Consider the following 19064-nt stretch of genomic DNA (forward strand, 5'->3'; position numbering starts at 1 on the left):
CAGGCCTGGCCGGGGCGGCCACCGGCGCGGCCCAGACCGGGGGCGTCCTGGGCATGGCCAAGGCCGCCGGCGGCGCGGCTGTCAGCCCGCTGCGAGCCGCAGCCCAGGGTCTGAAGGCGCGGTTCGAAGCCGCGCGCCAGGCCCAACACGGCGCCCCGCCCACACCACCCGGCCAAGGCGACGCCAGCCAAGCCCCACCAGCCTGGGCTCAACGCATGCAGACCCGCCAGCACCTGTCGCATGGCGCGGCCACCACCGCCGCCGCAGTCAACTCCGGCGACGCCGCTGGCGGCGGCGGCGGCTCCGTCGACCTTTCGGAAGGATCGTGATCGCCATGTTCCGACGCGCACAAAGCCACTACGGGCGAACGCCCGACCCCGAGACGCCCTATCACCGCGCCCGTCAGGCCTGGGACGATCGCATCGGCGCCGTCGCCGTGACGGGCCGCCGCGTCTGGGCCCTGGCCCTCGCGGAGGGCGGCGTCATCGTGGTCCTCAGCCTGGCTCTGGTCTGGACGAACGCCCGCGGTTCGGTGGTGCCTTGGGTGGTCGAGGTCGATCGCTTTGGCGAGGCTCGCGCCGTCGGCCCCGCCATCGCCGATTTCCAGCCGACCGACGCCATGATCGCCGAGCGCTTGGAGCGTTTCGTCAAACAGGTTCGCTCGATTCCGGCCGATCCGGTGGTCCTGCGCAACGACTTGCTGACGGCCTACGACTTCGTCAGCCCCAACGGCGCCAAGGCCCTGACGGCCTATGTCGGCGAAACCGCGCCATTCATCCAGGTCGGCAAGGCCCAGGTCTCGCTCGAAGTCTCCAGCGTGGTCCGCGCCTCGCCCACCAGCTTCCGCCTGGCCTGGACCGAGCGCCGCTACCAGAACGGCGCCCTGGCCACGACCGAGCGATGGTCGGCGATCTTCACCCTGACCAAACTGCCCAAGCCCACCCGCGACCGGCTCAAGAAGAACCCCCTCAACGTCGCAGTCGACGCGATCGACTGGTCCAAGGAGATGGCCTCGTGAACGACGCTCTCGCCCTCGCCATGCTCATCTTGGTCACCATCGACGGCTCGCCTCAGGCCGACGGACCAAAGCCGCCGCCGCGCGCGCCCACTGCGCTTGCGGGCGATCCAACACAGGAAACCCTGACCAGCGCCGCCTTGGCCGCCCGGGTGGAACCTCGCTCCGACAGCTTTCTGGGCGCCATCCAGCGCTATGCCTGGACCCAGGGCGCGCTCTACCAGGTCTACGTCGCCCCCGGCCAGGTCACCGACATCGCGCTCGAACCCGGCGAGCAACTGGCCGGCTCAGGTCCCGTCGCGGCGGGCGACACCAGCCGCTGGATCATCGGCCGCTCCGAAAGCGGCGCGGGCCCGACGCGCCGCGCGCACATCCTGATCAAGCCGACCCAAACCGGACTTGCCACGAACCTGCTGATCAATACCGATCGGCGAACCTACCGCCTGGAGCTTCGCACCGCGCCGCGCGGCTACATGGCCGGTGTCGAGTGGCGATACCCCGAGGACGCCTTGATCGCGCTCCGCGTCGATCCGGCGCCGGCCCTGGCCGCGCCCCTCGCGGCGACGGCGACGCCGTTCGATCCGCTCAGCCTGCGGTTCGGCTATCGGATCTCCGGACCCAAGGTCGCCTGGCGTCCTAGCCTGGCCTTCGACGACGGCCAGCGTGTCTATGTCGCCCTCCCGCCGAACGCCGCTCAGACCCAGCTGCCGCCGCTGTTCGTGCGAGGCCCCGAAGGCGGCGGCGAACTCGTCAACTACCGCGTCCACAACGGCTATATGGTCGTCGACAAGCTCTTCGACGCCGCCGAACTGCGGATGGGCGGCAAACGTGGCGCCAAGACCGTCCGGATCGACCGGGTCCAGGAGACGTCGCGATGACGCCGCCCGACACCGAAGACAACGCCCCGCCGGCGCAGGACGCGTTTCGCCTGCGAGGGTCTCCTCCGCCCGTGGCCCGGCTCTCGCGTAAGGGCCTGGCGGTCCTTGGCGGGATCGGCGCGGCCGCGGTCGGCGCGGCTCTGACCTTCGCCCTGACGCCGCGCCTGCATGTTCCAGCGCCCCAGGATCCGCCGCCGACCTCGGACGCACGACAGCCTGCCGAAGCCGTCACCGCCGCGCCCAAGGACTATGCGGCCACGCCAAGGCTCGGGCCGCCCCTGCCTGGCGATCTTGGACGGCCGATCCTAGCGGCTCAGGCCCGTGACGACGCCCTCGTTCCAGCTTCAGCCCCGCCCCCCGCGCCAGCCGTCCACGCTCCGACACAACCCTCGCCCGCCGAGCAGGCCCGTCAGGCCGCCCTGACCAGCGCGATCCTGGCCGATGTCGGCCAGGGCCGCTCAAGCCCAGCCGCCGCCAGCCAGAACCAGATCTTCAGCGCCGCGCCCGAGGCCTTGATCGCATCGGCCACCCCGGCTGCGACGCCGCCCCCGGCGCGAGCGTCCGTCAAACTCACCGCGATGAGCTCCCCCTACACCCTGCTGGCCGGCTCGATCATTCCCGCGGCGCTGATCACCGGGCTCAACAGCGACTTGCCCGGGCAGGCCATCGCCCAGGTCACCGCCGACGTCCACGACACGGTGACCGGACGCATCCGCCTGATTCCGGCGGGCGCCCGCCTGATCGGCGCCTACGATGCTCAGGTCGCGTTCGGTCAACGGCGTATCCACGTCACATGGACGCGCCTGGTGTTTCCCGACGGTGCCTCGATCTGGCTGGCACGCCAGACGGCGTCGGACCTGCAGGGCTTTGCGGGCCTGGCGGACCAAGTCGACAGCCACTGGGGCGCGATCGCCCGCGCCGCCGGCCTTTCGACGCTGTTGGGCGTGGGCGCCGAGCTGGGTGCGGACGACCAGGGCGACATCGCCAGGGCCCTGCGACGCGGCATGCAGGACACGGTCAACCAGGCCGGTCAGCAGATCGTGCGCCGCCAACTCGACGTGCGCCCCACGCTGACAATCCGCCCAGGGCATCCGGTGCGGCTCATCCTCACCGAGGACCTGGTTCTTGATCCCGTCGCCAAGGAGCCAACGCCATGAAGCTCAAGCTCGCTGGCCTCGAAGACGACCGGCCCGTACGCATCACGCTCGAAATCCCTGCGAGCCTGAACCGCGACCTGGCGGCCTACGCGGCAGTCCTGAGCAAGGAGACCGGCACGCCCCCTGTCGAGCCCGCCAAGTTGGTGGCGCCGATGCTCCAGCGCTTCATCGCCACCGACCGGGCCTTCGCCAAGGCGCGCAGGAGCCTATGAGCGCTCGGGCGTCTGCCCCCTGACCAGCAGGCGCAGAAACCGCGCCAGCGCCGGCCGGTTGTTTCGGCTGGACCACAGCGCCATCACATCGACCGTCTCGTGATCGAGCGGAATGGCGATCACCTCGGGATGACTGGTTTGGGCCAGGGACGCAGGCAAGATCGTGAGCCCCTGGCCCCACGCCACCAAGCTCACCAGCGTCGCCAAACCGACCGCCTCCCGACGCGTCTGGGCCTGCTCCCCCCGGGCGCCGTGCATCCGCAGCGCATCTTCGACGACGCCGGCGTGATCCCGCGCCAGGATCAAAGGCGCATTGACCAGATCGGCCCACGCCAGGCGTTCGGATCGGGCCAGCTCATGGTCTCGGCGCACCAGGACCATCAGCGTTTCGCGCCAAAGCCGATGAGCCTTGATATGGCCCTGGGGCCGACCGCCGAACTCGCAGATCAGGTCGATCGCCTGAAGGTCCAGCGCTCGCCGCAGCTCGGCTGGAGAAGCCTCTGCGACCTGAACCATGGGCGCGCCGGACGCCCCGAGCGCCCGGCGCAGCCAGTCGCCCAGACCGCCCTCGCCCACCGGCGCCGAGACGCCGATGCGCAGTCGGCTGGCCTCCGCCGCGCCCAACTCGCGCGCCAGACCCGCCGCGCCCTCCAGCTGATCCATCGCCGCACGAGCCTCGACAAGAAAGCGCTCGCCGATCGTCGTCAGCCGGACGCCGCACGCCGATCGTTCGAAAAGCGCCGCTCCCAGCTGGTGCTCGAGGTCCCGGACACGGCGACTGACGGTGGACTGCTCGACATGCAAGGCTGCGGCGGCCTGTCGAAACGACCGATGCTCGGCGGCGCTGACCACATAGCGAACCTGGTGCAGCTTGATGCCGCGCAGACGGTCTGGACCACGCCGCGCCAAGCCTTGGCTATCGGGATCAGCACCATGTCGAGCAGGACCGAACATTAAGCCTGGCCGCCTGATGACGCCGCGTTCAAGCGACCCTATCAGTCAATGATCTGCACAACGCCGCGTTGAGCCAGCATATAGTTGGAAAATAGGTCGCCAATAGACAGCGACGACCTCTGCTCGGTGGCCGTAACCGCAACTTCTGCCGATCAGCCCCGCGCGACCTAGCCTCATCCCGTCGCATCGCGGCTAGACTTGGCCTTGAGCGACCAGGGGGAGATTGGCAGTGACCGAAACGAACAGTCAGGCTGATTTAGCCATTCTATGCTCGGCCTGCTTTCGCAACGAGGGCCTGCGGCTCGATGCGGTCAGGTTGGGCTGGGCCAGCGATGAGCCCTGCCCCCATTGCGGAGCGACCGACGGCGCCAAGCTCTCAGATGAGCGCGCCCGACACCTAGCTCACCGGTTCTTTGTGGTCGGCAGCCTGGTCAAGACAGAGTACGGTGGCGCCTCGGTCATCCAGTTCAACAGCCGCGTCGAGACCAGCCTCGATCCGAACCCGCTGCACGGCGATGACGCCCAGCTCCTCAGCCAAACCCTGGGCATCGGGTTCTTCTACCACGGCCCGCCCATCTGGGCGGTCGGCGAGATCGAGCCCCTGAAGGCGCTGGAGGATCCCCAGACCCGCGCGCCTATCATCGCCCGGATCCTGGCCGAGTATCCCCGATTTACGCTGTCGCCCGATCAGACCTTCTATCGCCTGCGCAAGGCTGCGGCTCGACCGCAGGACCCCGGCGAGTACGACAGTCCACCCGACGAATTCTGCGGCGGTGGCCGACTCGATACGCCCGACCTGCCGATCCTCTACGGCTCAGCCGACCTCGAACTCTGCATCCATGAGTGCCGCGTCACGGTGGCCGACGAGCTCCACGTCGCCACCCTGAAGGCCACCCGCCCGCTCAGCCTCCTGGACCTGACGGCCCTGATCGATGACGGGACCACCTCGTTCGAGAGCCTGGACATGGCCGTCCACCTGCTGTTCCTGGCCGCAAGCCACTCCTATCCGATCAGTCGCGACATCGCTGCGGCGGCCCACCGGGCCGGCTTAGATGGCGTGCTGTTCCCGTCCTACTTCAGCCTGCTGCGCACGGGCCAACCGTTCCTGGAAACCATCTACGGCCTCTCCACGCGAGTGTTCGCGGGCGCGGCCGAGTACGAGGCGGTCAAGATCGTCGAGAATATCGCCCTTTTCGACCGGCCGATCGCCGACGGCCGCGTCGCGGTCACCTGCATCAATCGGCTCTATCTGCGCCAGGCCAGCTACGACCTGGGTTTCGGGCCAGCGACCTACTAGGCCCACCCTGCTTGGGGCGGGTCAGCTTGACCTCGAAGTCATGAGAACATAAGTAGAACATTGAGGCGCGCAGCCCTACCGCGACGCCACGCGTTTATGCCTCAGGTGACGGCCCCACCGCGCCTGTGGCATGATGCCGCCGGGCTTTCGCGGAGCCAAGGTGCCTCGGGCGCTGTTACGCGCTGCTTCGAGAATCGAGATACCGTCAAGCCATGCTGATCTATCGTCGCACCAGCGTCCTAGACTCGCCTGCACAGACGCTCGTCAACACGGTCAACTGTGTCGGCGTGATGGGCAAAGGCATCGCCAAAGCTTTTAAGGATCGCTACCCGGAGATGTTCTCCGCCTACAAGCGCATCTGCGACGCGGGCATGCTGGAACCCGGCAAGCTGTGGCTCTGGAACAGCAGCGACCAGTGGGTGCTCAACTTCCCCACCAAGGTCCACTGGCGCAATCCCTCGCGCTTGGAATGGATTGAGATGGGACTGGACAAGTTCCGCGCCGAGTACGCCAACCGCGGCATCAATCAGATCTCGTTCCCGCGCCTGGGCTGCGGCAATGGCGGCCTGGATTGGGAAGACGTGCGCCCGCTGATGGAGCGCTATCTGGCGAACCTGCCGATCAACGTCTTCATCCACGATTTCGAACAGCCCATCGGCCTGCCCGAGCACTTGGAGGCGCTCTCCCAGCAGCTGCGCACCGCCGACACCCCGTGGGCTTCGTTCGACCACTTCATGAACGCGCTGGATCAAGCCCTCACGGTTTCCGGCGGCGATCTGCACGACATGACCACCGATGCACCGTTCCATGCGCGGATGGTCGGCGAGAGCCTTGAGATCAAGACCGCCGCCGGCGTCACGCTCCTAGACGACGAAGACCTGCGCGGCGTGTGGCTGAGCCTCAAGTCGGGCCTCCTGACCGCGCGGGAAGCAGGCTGGTCGGAAACCACCAATGGCGGCCCGCTGCTTTCGCTGTTGAGCGTCTTGCCCCAGGTGCGAGCGCTGCAGATCCAGCGCCGGGCTGGCGATCAGCCCGAACTGGCGCTTGAGCTGCGTCGCCAGACGCCCTCGCCCGCCGCCGACTGGTCCTCAGGCTCGCAGCGGGAGCTGTCGTGGGCCTGAGCGCGGCCTTCATCGACGCACACATCCAACGCTGGGCCGGCAATCTCGACAGCCGGTTCTTCCCGCATCGCCGCCTATGGCCTGAGCTGCTGTTTCATCACGCGCCGCTCGAGAACGCGATCAGGATCATCAACTCTGGTCAGTTGTTGTCGCGCAACGGGTCCAACGGCGTGCGCGGCCGCGACGTCGCCGCCGGCGGCGTCATCGACAACCGCGACCGGGCGCACGACTTCGTCCGGCTGTATTTTCGGCCGCGCACGCCCACCCAGTTCAATATCGAAGGCATCCGCCGGCCCATCGACTGCCGGTACGAGAACGGCCACGCGCCGGTCCTGGTGATGTTCGTGCTCGACGCGCGCAGCATCCTGAGCATGCCCAACGTTCGATTTTCCAAAATCAACATGCAGCTCAACGCCGCCCGCGATGGCGAGGACGAGGCGTTCTTCAACGAGATCGACTTCGCCAAGGTCTATCACGAAGGCGCCTACACCGACGCCTCGATCAAGGACCATAGGTGCGCCGAGGTGCTGTGCCCCTCGCCGCTGCCCCTGGTCCAGCATCTGCGTGGGATCATCTGCCGATCAGAAGCCGAGCGCGAAACGCTGGCCTACCAGGCCGGGCCGGCCATCCTCCCCTATCGGGAAAGACTGGTCGCCTCCGACGACCTCAAGGTCTTCGACAAGAACTTCCCCTTCGCCAACCGGGTCGCGGTCTCGAACGAGGGTGTGTTCTTCACCCTCAATCCGCGACGCGACGGACAGAACATCAAGGTCCATGTCCGCATCACGCGGCCCGACGGCCAAGTCGTGTTCGAGATCACCTATCCGGACATGCCCGCCTTGACCGACACTGGCGGGTCCTGGGTCACGCGCACGCCGCTCGCCGATGGCGGCTATGTCGTCTCACTGACGGTCGACGACCACCTGGCCTACCAGGCCGCCCACTATGTCGGCGAGGTTCTGTTCTAGGCCTGCGCCCCTGCACGCGACTGGCTAGATTCGACCGCTAAGCATCTTCTTCAGTTCATCGTCGACGAGCGCCTTGGGCAGGTCCAGGAAGTCGAACAGCCCATAGAGCGGCACCATGAACCCGTACACCAGTTCCGGTAACTGCTCGGGGATGGACGACGCGACCGCGCTCATCATGTGATCGAACGCGTCCTGCCGGCAGACCCGCCCCTCATGGACGAACCGCGTACCTTGGACGTGCACCAGTTCGCGTCCTGCCAGGCCGCGCCATTGGACCATGAAGTTCACCTCGGCATCGGGAACGCCCAGGGCCGCTGCGAACGCGGAGGCCTGCATCAGGCAATCACCGATCCGCCAGACCGGCACGGTGAGATCGAAGACCGTGCCCGGCTTGTAGCGGTGCGGGATCTCATCCTCGTTGTAACCGCGGATCAACAACGCCTCGCCCTGCGGCGAAACCCGCCAGAAATCCGAGTATGCGGTGATCTCGTCGCCTTGGGCCAAATTGCACTCGATCGCCCCGTCCTTGACGTACGGACGGAGCTCATCGCGGGTCGGCACCCACCACGGGGGCCAGCCCGTGAACCGCGTCGTCGCCCGGCCGATCGCCTCCAGCAACTGCGGCTTGGCCAGCGGCGCCGGCTCTGGTGTCAGCCGATATGCAACCTGATAGTGGCCAGGCGGCCGGATCAGGGCGCCGGTCGGCGTGTGCGGCAAGATCGCTTCCCAACGCTGCATGCCGTCCTGGCCCCAGGCTTCCAGCTTGGCGCTGGCGGAGGGCTCCACGGGCTCGGCCGCCGTCGCTGCCCCCGTCATGATTCCCCGGATCGCATCCAGCATGGCGTCGCGCCCGGCCATCACGCAGCGGTCGATCAGCTCACGCCACTCAGCCGCCGTTGCCGGCTCAGCGCTCTCGATAGGCGGGCGACGGATGTAGACCTTGCCGACGCTGAGCGTCTTGCCGCAGGGGCTCCCGCGCTTGGCCTGGATCGGCGTGCGGTGCCCACCAGAGACCTGGATGATCGGATGGACCCCGATCGGCGACGGCACATGGTGAACCAGCACGTGGAGCGCAGGCTCGGTGAAGGTCGCGATGATCCTGGAGATGACGTCGGGCGCAAAGCCATCGAGCGTTTTGGGGCGTCCCGGGGCCGGCGTGAACACGCCCTTCTCGTCGGCCAGGCCAATGACGATGAACCCGCCGCCATGATTGGCCAGGGCGATCGCCGCGCGCGACAGGGTCGCCTGGTGGGCCTTGTCGGTGAGGTCCAGCCACGACTTGATCTCGATGTGTAGGTCTTCGCGCGGGCTGGTGATCAGCGCCTCGAGTAACGCGTTGTGCGCCGGATCCATGACCAGCCCCTACCCTTCTTGGTCTACTTGGCCGGCGTCTCGCCCCAGGCCAAGCTTCAACATCAGATCGTGCTCGATCGGTTTGGCGCTGGCGGCGATGACCTGAGCCCGACACCAAGCGAAGAACTTCGGGTGGCGCCAGCGCAGCGCCAACCGTTCGAACAGGGTCAGGCGCGACCAGAAGACAAACCGCAGGGCGCCGATGGAAACCGTCGAGTGAAAAGCCCGCGGCTCACCGCTGGCGATATGGCCGTAGACCACCAACCCGCCGTGAGCGGCATAGGGGTGATCGCCGAAGGCCTCGCTGGCCCGCGCATATTCCCAGTCATGATCGACCTGCAGCCACACACAGTTGGTCGCGTTCAGGCCGAGAGCAAAAGCGGACATGTGCACTGGCCGCGGCGCCTCGACCTCGGCGAGGTGGGCGCAAAGCATCTTGGCGAAGAAACGGAAGAGATTGAGGTAGGGCTCGCTGCCCGGCGCATAGCGTGGATCAATCAGGGCCAGGCCCGGCTCCTGACCATCGGCGATCAGCGCCCGCGCCGCCGCGACGAGGCGGTCAAACTCCTTGTCGGCAGGTTGGGTCGTGGCGTTGTTGCAGGGGCCGCACATCGGCCGGTCGAAACACAGTTCCTGCGACTTGGGGCCCCGCACGGGTCGAGCTACCCCGCCCTGCTCGCGGATGAACATCTTGTGGCCGTCGAACTCGGCACGGATCTGGGAGGCCTTGAGCTTGTGCTCCCCCGTCGGCTCGGCGGTCGAGCCGCATAGCGAACAGGCCTTGGCGTTGAACGGCTCGAACATCGCCCCCACGCCCGCGGGTCCTCTCAGCCGATATCGGCGCGCAGCGCGGCCAGCCGGGCCTCGCCGAGAGCCTGGACGCGGTCGCGAAGCATGCCGATCCGCTCTTCCAGCCACGCCAATTCTGCTGTGGTGATCCGGTAGTGCGGTGAATACCGCGCCTTCACATAGGCCTCACGCAGCAGCTCGTAGCAGCGCTTCTGGAACTTGGTGTCGGTTGGCCAAATCTCGGCCAGGGACGGCTCCAACCCTTCGGCGAGCTTGCGCAGCTGATTAAGGTTGTGGGTCTTCGGGCTGTACAGCGTCAGGACTAGGAAGAGCGCGTGGTAGTAGCGTTCCGTCGCCTGATGCAGCATGAACGCAGCGATATTGGCCTCGCCCTCATCCCGCGAAAAACGGAAATTCTTGAAGAATCCGTTCGCGCTACTGAACCAGTCTTCATAGTAGCGCTGGCTTTCGTCCAGGGCCTGCTCCGGTGTCAGCGGCTGTGCTTCCGCGAACGGATGGTCCGGCTCTTCGAACAACACGATCCCTTCACGGACGATGTCCATGAAAAAGTATCGGCCCAGCGCCAGTTGCTGGTTCACGTCGTCGATGTCGTGGACGATCAGGCTGACCGGCGTGCGGAGGAAATCGCCCGCGATCAGCGCATCCACCAGGATGCCATCGGTCTTGCTCCAGAACTCGGGGAAATCCGTCAGGTCGACGTGATCCACCACGATCAGGAGATCGAAATCGGAGAAGTAGCGGCCGATGGGGTCGGAGACCCAGTCGTTGCGGGCGTGGCTTCCGAACAGGATGATCTTCAGCAGCTTGCCGTCGCGCAGACGCGGCGCTGTCCGTTGGGCGATCGCCTCGGCAAAGCCCTCGCGAATGGTGTCCACCACCCATTTCAACTGACGCCGTTTGGCGGAGGGCAGATGGTCGAGACGCCTATTCATTCGGCCCAGTTTCACGCTTCGAGCTCAGGTTGCAAGGCTTGATCCAACGCCTGGATTCACAAGGACTTGAATCTCTACCGGGAGTCGGGCGCTGACGGCCACGACCGGCAAAAACCCAAGCCCGCGAATGGGTGTGGTTGCGCCAACATCAGCTTCTTCCAGCTGCGTCCGATGGTATAGCTACGCGACTCCCCGTTGATCTGCCGCCTGACTGAGCACGTGACCAAGCGCGACGATTTTTCCAGCAAGATCGTACTGCAGATCGCCAAGCGCGCCGGCTGGCTCTGCTCGGACCCCAACTGCCGGGCGCCCACCATCGGCGCGACCCAGGACGGCCAGGGCGAGATCAACATCGGCACCGCCGCCCACATCTGCGCCGCAGCGCCCGGCGGCCCACGCTACGACGCCACCCAGACCGCCGACGAGCGCAAAGCCGCCGACAACGGCATCTGGATGTGCCGCGACCACGGCAAGGCCATCGATTCCGATCCTGCAGCCTTTCCGGTGGAGATGCTGCGCGCCTGGAAGCGCCAGGCCGAGGACGACTCGTGGCATCGCGTCGTTCGCCACAACCCGCAGGAGCTCGTCGCCCCCAAGCCCGCCACCAACCCGGTGTCCGAACGCGTTCGAGCCGCGGCCCAGGCCGATCTCGAACGCTTGCGCACCGGCGGCAAGTGGCCGGCGACCACTCTTCCCCTGCCTCTGCAACTGCAAGGCTTCGACGCGCCGCTGACCACCCAGGCCTTGGCCCAGGCTGGGACCGCCCTGCAGGACATGATCCTGGTCGCGCCGCCTGGCATGGGCAAGACGACAACCCTGCTGCAGATCGCCGAGGGTCTGCTCGCCAACGCCACCGGCACACCGCTCTTTGTCGCCCTTGGCGAATGGGCCGCCCAGGACGGGACGCTTCTGGAATCGATCCTGCGGCGCGCCGCCTTCGCCGGCTTGTCCGACCAGGCGCTGCGCGAGGCGGCCGGCGCCCAAGGGGTGTGGCTGCTGCTGGACGGCTGGAACGAGCTGGACGCCGCCGCCGCCAAGCGCGCCCGGATTCAGGTTGAAGACCTCAAGGCCGAACTTCCGGCCCTGGGCCTCATCGTCTCGACCCGCCGTCAGGCCCTGGACGTGCCGTTCTCGGGCGCTCGCCTCGATATCATGCCCCTCAACGAGGACCTCCAGGCTAAGATCGCGCGAACCATGCGCGGCCAAGTCGGCGTGGACCTCATCGATCGCGCCTGGCGCACCGCCGGCGTCCGCGATCTGGTCACGATCCCGCTCTATCTGACCGCCCTGCTCTCCCTGCCCGACGGCACGCCGTTTCCCGAGACCAAGGACGCCGTTATCTGTCTCTTCGTCGCGGCCCATGAGCACCAGCCCCAGCACGCCGAGACCCTTCGCGCTGTGCTCGATGGCTTCCAATCGAACTATCTGGAAGCCCTCGCCGTCGCGGCCACCACGACCGGCAACACCACCCTGGCCGACACCGACGCCCGCCCCTGCATCACCCGGGCCGCCAGGGCGCTGGAAGACGACGGCCAGATCAGCGCGCGCCCTGCGCCCAACCTTGTGCTCGACACCCTCGTCAGCGACCATTTGCTGATCCGCAGCGGCGACAGCGCCGGCTTCACCTTCCAACACCAGCAGTTCCAGGAGTGGTACGCCGCGCGCTGGGTGCAGCGCCGTATCCTGGACGACTTGGAAAATTCTGCGCGACGGACCGATCTCCTCGCCCGGGTCTTCGATCTGCCGGTGTGGGAAGAAGCCATCCTCTTCGCGGTCGACCGGCTGGCCCGCGGCGACCAGGCCGCTCGCCGCGCCTGCGCCAACGCGATCCTGGCCGCCTGGGACGTCGACCCGATGCTGGCCGCCGAGATGGTCTACCGCGCGACCGACGCGGTCTGGGTCCTGGCGGCGCCCACGCTCGAGCCGCGGGTCAGGCGCTGGCATCGGCCCGGCCAGACCGATCGCGCGCTGATCTTCATGCTGACCTCGGGCCGACCGGAGTTCCAGGACATCCTCTGGCCCGTGCTGGCCAGCGAGGATCGACAGAATGCCCTCTGGGCGATGCGGCAACGGGTTCGGTTCCGGCCTGGGATCCTCGGTCCGGACGCCGCCGCCCGGATCACCGCGCTGCCTATCGAACAGCGGCTCACCCTGCTCTACGAGCTGGCGGCGCGCAGCGGCATGGACGGCATGGACCTGGCGACCGACATCGCCATCGCCGATCCCGATCCACAGGTGAAAATCCGCGTCGTCGAGGCCCTGTCGTTCCGCCGGGGCGACAACCACGTCGCGCGCGTCCTGGGCAGCGCGACTGATGAAACCATCGCCCTGGCCGCGGATCGCAACATCATCGACATCGTCGAACATGAGGGCGTGCGCGAGATGATCGCCCGGGCTCGCGGGCGCTTGCCCGCCGAACCGCCGAGCCTGGTCAACCGGCTACGCGCGATCGTCAATCCAACGCCTGGCCTGGACCTCACCGACGACCTGATCGCGATCATCGCCACCGAGGACCTGCGCGCCAACGACTTCGTCGCCTCGCTCGTTCATGACGCCATTCGCATGTACCCGAAGGCTGCGGCCGAAGGCCTCCTGGCGCGAGTGCGAGCCGGAAGGCCCTTGCCTTACGGCAGCGACGACATCCTGGCCGCCGCCCAGCTGAATATCGATAACGACGACGCGCTGCTGGCGCTCGCGCTGAGCCCTACGCGCGACCATGGCCGCGACGCCCATGCGGCCACATCCGTCCTTGGCCCGGCCGGCATTGCGCGGCTCATCGACGCCTACCTGGAAACCGTTCCAACCGTCCGCACTGACCTCGAGGCGTCACGTCGATACAGCGACCTTCAGGACCGGCTCAGTTGGGCCCCAATCGATCACCTGTTGGCGATCGTCATGGCGCGTGCCGAGGGCGCAAACAACGAGGGGCTGTCGCGTCTGGCCGATCTGCTCCGGCGACGACTGACTCAGCCACCGCAGCGTGGACAGGCTCTGACCAGCGACGTCCCAGCGACGGTCGCGGCGCTGATCGCGACTTGGGCCGACCAGATGCTCGCCACGGAGGCCAGCCGCCAGCAAACCGCGAGCTTGGCCCAGCTCGCTGCGGCCGCGCCATCGCCCGGAATCTTGCCCATCATCAAGCGGCTGCTCGACGACGAACTTCAGCGCTACCGAGATTTCCGGGAGGCCGCTGCGGCGTCAGGCTGGCGTCAGTCCGAGGTCTTGCACGAAGCCCAAAGCCCGCTGTCTCGTGACTACCAGACCGCGCTCTCCGCCATCGGGACGCCGAATGTCGCCACCCTGGCAGCCGACTACCTGACCGATGAGGAGTTCGGCGACAAGGCGGCCCTGATCCTCGCCGACATCTGGCGTCGGGCCAACGATCCGCCTCGACCGCATCACTTCGCGATCGTCGATTTCTCCCGGGTCGCCGACAAGCGCGCCGAGCGCGCTGCCAACCCCGAGGCGACCAGCCCAGCGGCCGAGACCATCCTGGCGGCCGCCGAGCAGATCCTGGCCTCAGATCCCGACCAGGCCCAGCAACGCTTGGCCGTCAGGCTCGCCACAATCGCGCTGCGCCTTCCACATGGCCAAAAGCCCACGCTCGTGCGGAGCCTCATCGATCTGGCGCCGCGCGAACACCGCGCCAACCTACTGCTTGCCCTGGTGCTCTCGGGCGAGACCATCGCCTTTGACGATGTCGCCACTGGCCTGGCGGAGACTTTTGAGGCGGCCAAAACACAAACCTGGATCCTGACGGACAACAACGCCTGGGCGTTGAGAGATTGGCTTCGCCTCCTGCCCTTCGTCGATCGCCCGCTCGAGATTCCGGCTCTGGTTGCGGACCTGCCCCAAGCGCAACGTCGCGCCCGGTTCCTGGAGGAGGTTGTCAGCGGACTTGCCCAGGCGCCGTCCCCCGAAACCGAGGCTGTGCTTTTCGCCCTGCCGCAGCAGGATCCGGCCTTTTACCAAGAGCGCCAGTGGCGCGACACCGTGCTGGCCTTCGACGCGCACTCAGCCCATTGCAGGCTTATCGACCTGATCGCTGACGGGACCGACCTCGGCGACGCCGGCGACCACTGGCACATGGTGCGCACCATCGCTGGCTTGGTCGCCGAAAGGCCGGATCTGCGCGCCTACCTCTATCGGCGGCTCGACGGGGTCCAGGAACTTCCCGGTCTGGACAGCCTGGCCGGTATCGTCGCCGAATGCGCCGACGATACCGGCGTACTGATCCTGGTTCGGCTGGAAAACGCGCTCGGTCGTGGATTTCTCGACCGGCATGCGATCGAGGAGGCCGTCACCGAGCGTCGTCCCTACGAGGGCATGCAGAACGCCTATGACATCGTCCCTCGTCCAGCCGCGGCGCTGCGCGCCAGCCTGCTAGCGATGGTCACGGACGGCGGATCGCGCGATGCGGCGGCCCGGCGCCTGGCCGATATCGACCTGGCCCGCGACGAGCACGGCTCGCCCGAGTATGACCCCCGTCACCCCGACCTCGCGTCCGGTCGCGCTTGGCCGATCATTCCCATCCCTGTGTTCGTGAATCAGAGCCAAGCTGGTGGCGCGCAGACAACGGACGATCGGCGAGAGTAAATTCTCAAATACCAACCCCCGATTGTTAACCTTGACCATATTGTGCTAGCTTGGCCGTTACCGAGAGTTTGAGGGGGAACGGTCATGCGCCGAGGCTTCGAAAGCGTCTGTGCTGCTTTGATCATTCTCGCCGCGGGGCCTGCCGCCTCGCAGATCGCTGCGACCGGTGATGGAACTGGACTGGGCAAACCCGCATCATTGGGCGGGCTCAAGGGCCTCAAACCGAAGATCACGCTTCCCAACGGCGCTGAGCCCGTCACCCTCGACGATCTCAAGAACAAGGCGCCCTACATCAACATCACACCAGGGCTGGATGCCCCTGATCGCCCATTTGGCGACCTCCTGGCCGGGACGATCCGCTTCCCCGGACCAGACCCGACCAACCAGACCCCCGCATCACCTGGCGCGGCCGCCGACATCGTGGGCGGCATCAAGGAACAACTGCGTGAGCTCTGCGGAAACCGCACCACCGGCGAGTGCGGCCAGATCCCTGATTTGACAAAGGTCGCAAACGATCTCCGATCGGCCAACACGGCCTATCCGAACTGCTCGGCGGCAGTCTCCAGCTACCTGACCTACTATCCGCGCCGGCCGGTGCCCCCCCTGATCCAGCGCACCTACGACCAGGCCTGCCTGGCCGCGTCGGTTCCACGCGAAGCACTATTGGCTGATCCCTATCCGACCCTCCTGACGACCGCGGCGCCCGGTCAAGTCTCGGCGCTGCGCTCGATCGGCTTGCTCGAAGCCGGCGGCAAAATCTTTTGCGGCGCCCTGCTACGCAACGACCGCACCATCGTCACCGCTCGCCACTGTTTCGACGGACGTGGCGGCGCCTATCTCGCCGCCGGCCAGGTCACGGTCCATCCGATCGACGGTCGCGGCGAGGCCTGGACGCTGGCCGCCACGATCCAGAAGCAAGGCGCGGATGGCGGCAAGCTCACCAAGGATGATTGGGCGATCGTGGCCATCGACACGACCGCGGCGATCGGCGCGGCCGATCTGTCCCTGGCTTCGCCGTCCAAGCCGGGAGCGGCGACCGTCGTTGGCTACTTCACCGGCCACACCGCCACCCCGCCGCCACCAGGCAGCGCTAACGGCTGGCAACGCGGGGTGCGTTGGCCAAAGCCGGGCCTGTGTCAGGTCATCCAGATCAAGCCCGGCTGTCTGCAGATGGCCTGCCAGACCGTCGAAGGCTTTTCGGGGGCGCCGATCTTCAGCCTCGCCCCCGGCCAGTCCAAGCCGACCGTGATCGGTTTCGTCAGCCGCCCGGCCACCGTCAACGCCGGCGCCTGCAGTACATCGGCCAGCTCCATCACGCTGGCGGCTAGCGCCGAGGGGATCGGCTAAACCACCCGGGGGGACCGTCATGAAGATCTCAACCTTGGCCGTCACGGCCATCGGCCTCGTGCTTGCCGCACCGAGCCTGGCCAACGCCCAGCGCACCGATACGACGTCGAGCGCGCGGCTGTTCGTGCGCGACACCTGCATCCTAACGCCGTCAAACGCGGTCAATGCAGAAGTCGACGCCGACAAGCGCGAGTCAGCTTTCGCACTGGCTCTGGCCACGGTCGGGGCCAAGGTCGTTGGCGATCTGGCCACCAGCGCGATCAACGCCGCCGGCGACGCCTTGGTCAAAGCCTCCCAAGAGCAGGGCTTCATCGCCGAAGGCAGCGGCCACTATTCGGCCTATCAGGTTCGCCTGGCCGCCGACGGGCGCAAAAACGCCGATCTGGAAACACCCCAGGCCTGCCTCATCCTGGTAGCGCCGAGCACCGCCGCCAATCCCGTCACCACGGTCAGCGCCCAGGCGCTGAAGGATCTGGACGCGGTGTCGCGCAAGCAGGGCCGAGGCCTGCGCCACCTCGACGACGGAGCCAACCTCAGCGCCGAACTGGCCTCGGTCGGGGCCCTTAGCGCGCCGGCGGTCTATGTCGAAGCGATGATGTGGTCCTCGCCCGACGGCCTGATCGTTCGTCCGGTTTTGGTCTGGTACCAAACCCCCCTGCCCGGCGCGCCGCCGGCCAAGCCTTCCGCCGCCGAACTCCACGTCACCCTGGCCACACCCGGCAACGCCGCCTCGACCACCAGCCTCGGCGCCCCTTTCGCCGTGGGCCGCATCCGCCTGCCCAAGCTTGCCCCAGGCACGGCGATCGGCGTTGACGCCTTGGCCGGCTATGACGTGATCAGCCTTCCCTCCCGCCCCACGGCCGGCAGCCCCGATACTGCCCTGTCAGCGACCAACGCCGTCTACACGGCCGCAGCCACGGCCAACGCCGAGGCCGAGAAAGCCGCTTCCGCCCTCGTCGCGGCACAGCGCAAGCTCGCCAAGACCAAAACTGCGGAGAACGAGGAAGCGGTTACGGTCGCCGAGGAAACCAAAGCTGCCAAGGTCAAGGCTGCCCAGGCCTCCGCCTTGGAAGTCGGCTCCCTCACGGCCCCGCGGGTCGGCGCCACCAACGCCCAACTGCGCTTTGTGGTGATCAAGGACGCCAACAAGTTCGGCTTGGCGATCGGCGCGGCGCTGAAGAGCCATGCGGCCGAGGTCGGCACCGCCGTCACCGCCAAGCTCACCCCCAAGGCGCCGACGCCCGAATGGAGCGCCACCGACACCGCCTACGTCACCGCCATCAACAATGTCGGCGCCAAACAGCGCGAGATCGACGGGCTGAGCGGGACGCCCGACCCGACCGCCAGCGCCCGCCTCAACGACGAACTCACGGTCCTCAAAGCTCGCGCCAACGAGGCGGCGGTCACGGCCGGCTACACCATTCCCTATCCTGGACTTCTGCCGTCACGGACCTAGACGCCGACGTCGCCGTTGAGATGCGAGCGCGCGCCCCGTAGATTGATTGTGCGGGGCCGCGCGCCGCCGCCTGCGTCCGACATGCCAGGGGCCGCGCCTCGCGCGGCGGCATGGGCGCTGCTCGGCACGCGCGGGCTCCTGGTTCTGCTCGGAGTTTCCACCCCCGCCCCTTTTCCTTCCGCGCACCGAACAAGGTTCGCTTGCCTGCGAAATCCAAATCGGTCACGATTCCCCTGCCGGAGCGCGAGCTTCGGCAGGGGCGTGGAAACCCCTGAGCAAGATCTGGTGACATAGGCCGCCGACGACCGCGTCGGGGGCATGCGTTCTTGTGCGGAACGATCGCGAGCGCCTGCGCGTCTCGCGGCCTGCTCTCTCATGCCGTTTCCGCGGGCTCGGGTTCGACCGCTCGCCCCTTCCTTGAACCCGGGAGAAGGTCGATGACGCATGTTGGGAAACCTGTCCCGACAGCGCCTCAGGACGCGGTCACGCTGGACGCCCTCTATCGCCGTTACGCGCGATGGCTGGGTCACATGTTGCGCAGGCGGTTTCACGACGTCGATCCAGCCACGTCCGAGGACCTGGTGCAGGAAACCTACGTCCGTGTTGCGCCCTACCATGCGCGCGGCGTCATCCAGCACCCGCGCGCCCTGCTGCTGAAGGTCGCCACGAACCTGGTCCATGACCACCGCCGCCGGTTGCTGCGAGGTGGAGCAGCGCCAGTCCTGATTGAAGAAACCCTCGAAAGAGAGGAACATGTCTTCGCACCGGCGCAGGACGAAGCGGTCCTCTTGGGTCAGCTGATCGAAAAGCTGCCGGCAAAGCTTAGGGATGTTTTTGTCTTGAGCCGTTTCGCCGGTTTCTCCAACCAGCAGACCGCCGACCACATGGGCCTCTCGGTCAAACGGGTCGAAGCGCTCTTGACCCAAGCCCTGGCCATTCTGGCCGCTCAGATGGCGGCGAAAGATTGA

General features: G+C 67.1%; 15 protein-coding genes and 1 pseudogene. 12 read left to right on the forward strand and 4 right to left on the reverse strand.

Annotated features, from left to right (window positions below; translation table 11 throughout):
* The 5 genes and pseudogenes from E1H18_RS24870 to E1H18_RS24890 all read left to right on the forward strand — a co-directional run.
* Positions 1-329: pseudogene (locus tag E1H18_RS24870) on the forward strand (P-type conjugative transfer protein TrbL); the annotation flags it as partial.
* A gap of 5 nt (positions 330-334) precedes the next feature.
* Complete coding sequence (gene trbF / locus E1H18_RS24875) at positions 335-1018, forward strand: conjugal transfer protein TrbF (protein ID WP_172274498.1); 684 nt, start codon at positions 335-337, stop codon at positions 1016-1018.
* Positions 1015-1893, forward strand: coding sequence for a P-type conjugative transfer protein TrbG (trbG, locus tag E1H18_RS24880; protein WP_370526594.1), 879 nt, complete (start codon positions 1015-1017; stop codon positions 1891-1893). The genes trbF and trbG overlap by 4 nt, the downstream gene beginning before the upstream one ends.
* Complete coding sequence (locus tag E1H18_RS24885) at positions 1890-3050, forward strand: TrbI/VirB10 family protein (RefSeq protein WP_172274504.1); 1161 nt, start codon at positions 1890-1892, stop codon at positions 3048-3050. The genes trbG and E1H18_RS24885 overlap by 4 nt, the downstream gene beginning before the upstream one ends.
* Complete coding sequence (locus E1H18_RS24890) at positions 3047-3262, forward strand: DUF2274 domain-containing protein (RefSeq protein WP_172274507.1); 216 nt, start codon at positions 3047-3049, stop codon at positions 3260-3262. Before E1H18_RS24885 ends, E1H18_RS24890 begins: the two co-directional genes overlap by 4 nt.
* On the opposite strand, the gene E1H18_RS24895 is transcribed toward E1H18_RS24890, so the two are convergent.
* Positions 3257-4171, reverse strand: coding sequence for a LysR family transcriptional regulator (locus tag E1H18_RS24895; protein ID WP_172274510.1), 915 nt, complete (start codon positions 4169-4171; stop codon positions 3257-3259). The genes E1H18_RS24890 and E1H18_RS24895 overlap by 6 nt on opposite strands.
* Before the next feature lie 274 nt (positions 4172-4445).
* Between E1H18_RS24895 and E1H18_RS24900 the strand changes: the two genes are divergently transcribed.
* From E1H18_RS24900 to E1H18_RS24910, 3 genes are all read left to right on the forward strand, one after another.
* On the forward strand, positions 4446-5513 hold the full coding sequence (locus tag E1H18_RS24900) for an RES family NAD+ phosphorylase (protein WP_206679133.1): 1068 nt from the start codon (positions 4446-4448) through the stop codon (positions 5511-5513).
* A gap of 212 nt (positions 5514-5725) precedes the next feature.
* Positions 5726-6634 (forward strand): macro domain-containing protein, encoded by a 909-nt coding sequence (locus tag E1H18_RS24905; protein ID WP_172274513.1) that lies wholly within the window; start codon positions 5726-5728, stop codon positions 6632-6634.
* On the forward strand, positions 6625-7602 hold the full coding sequence (locus tag E1H18_RS24910) for a DarT ssDNA thymidine ADP-ribosyltransferase family protein (RefSeq protein ID WP_172274516.1): 978 nt from the start codon (positions 6625-6627) through the stop codon (positions 7600-7602). Before E1H18_RS24905 ends, E1H18_RS24910 begins: the two co-directional genes overlap by 10 nt.
* 24 nt (positions 7603-7626) lie before the next feature.
* On the opposite strand, the gene E1H18_RS24915 is transcribed toward E1H18_RS24910, so the two are convergent.
* The 3 genes from E1H18_RS24915 to E1H18_RS24925 are packed head-to-tail and all read right to left on the reverse strand — an operon-like array spanning position 7627 to position 10697.
* Entirely contained in the window at positions 7627-8955 is a 1329-nt protein-coding gene (locus E1H18_RS24915; protein ID WP_172274518.1) for a helix-turn-helix domain-containing protein, read from the reverse strand.
* Between the two features lie 9 nt (positions 8956-8964).
* Complete coding sequence (locus E1H18_RS24920; RefSeq protein WP_172274520.1) at positions 8965-9759, reverse strand: hypothetical protein; 795 nt, start codon at positions 9757-9759, stop codon at positions 8965-8967.
* Between the two features lie 23 nt (positions 9760-9782).
* Positions 9783-10697, reverse strand: coding sequence for a HEPN domain-containing protein (locus E1H18_RS24925; RefSeq protein ID WP_172274523.1), 915 nt, complete (start codon positions 10695-10697; stop codon positions 9783-9785).
* A gap of 219 nt (positions 10698-10916) precedes the next feature.
* On the opposite strand from E1H18_RS24925, the gene E1H18_RS24930 reads away from it, so the two are divergent.
* From E1H18_RS24930 to E1H18_RS24945, 4 genes are all read left to right on the forward strand, one after another.
* Positions 10917-15293: an ATP-binding protein gene (locus tag E1H18_RS24930; protein ID WP_172274526.1), complete on the forward strand. Its 4377-nt coding sequence runs from the start codon at positions 10917-10919 to the stop codon at positions 15291-15293.
* Positions 15294-15377: 84 nt separating this feature from the next.
* Entirely contained in the window at positions 15378-16640 is a 1263-nt protein-coding gene (locus E1H18_RS24935) for a serine protease (protein ID WP_172274529.1), read from the forward strand.
* Positions 16641-16659: 19 nt separating this feature from the next.
* Positions 16660-18096 (forward strand): hypothetical protein, encoded by a 1437-nt coding sequence (locus tag E1H18_RS24940; protein ID WP_172274532.1) that lies wholly within the window; start codon positions 16660-16662, stop codon positions 18094-18096.
* Between the two features lie 437 nt (positions 18097-18533).
* A complete protein-coding gene (locus E1H18_RS24945) occupies positions 18534-19064 on the forward strand; it encodes an RNA polymerase sigma factor (protein ID WP_255501131.1) in 531 nt (176 codons plus the stop codon).

This window comes from Caulobacter sp. RHG1 (genome assembly GCF_013181195.1).
Classification (GTDB): domain Bacteria; phylum Pseudomonadota; class Alphaproteobacteria; order Caulobacterales; family Caulobacteraceae; genus Caulobacter.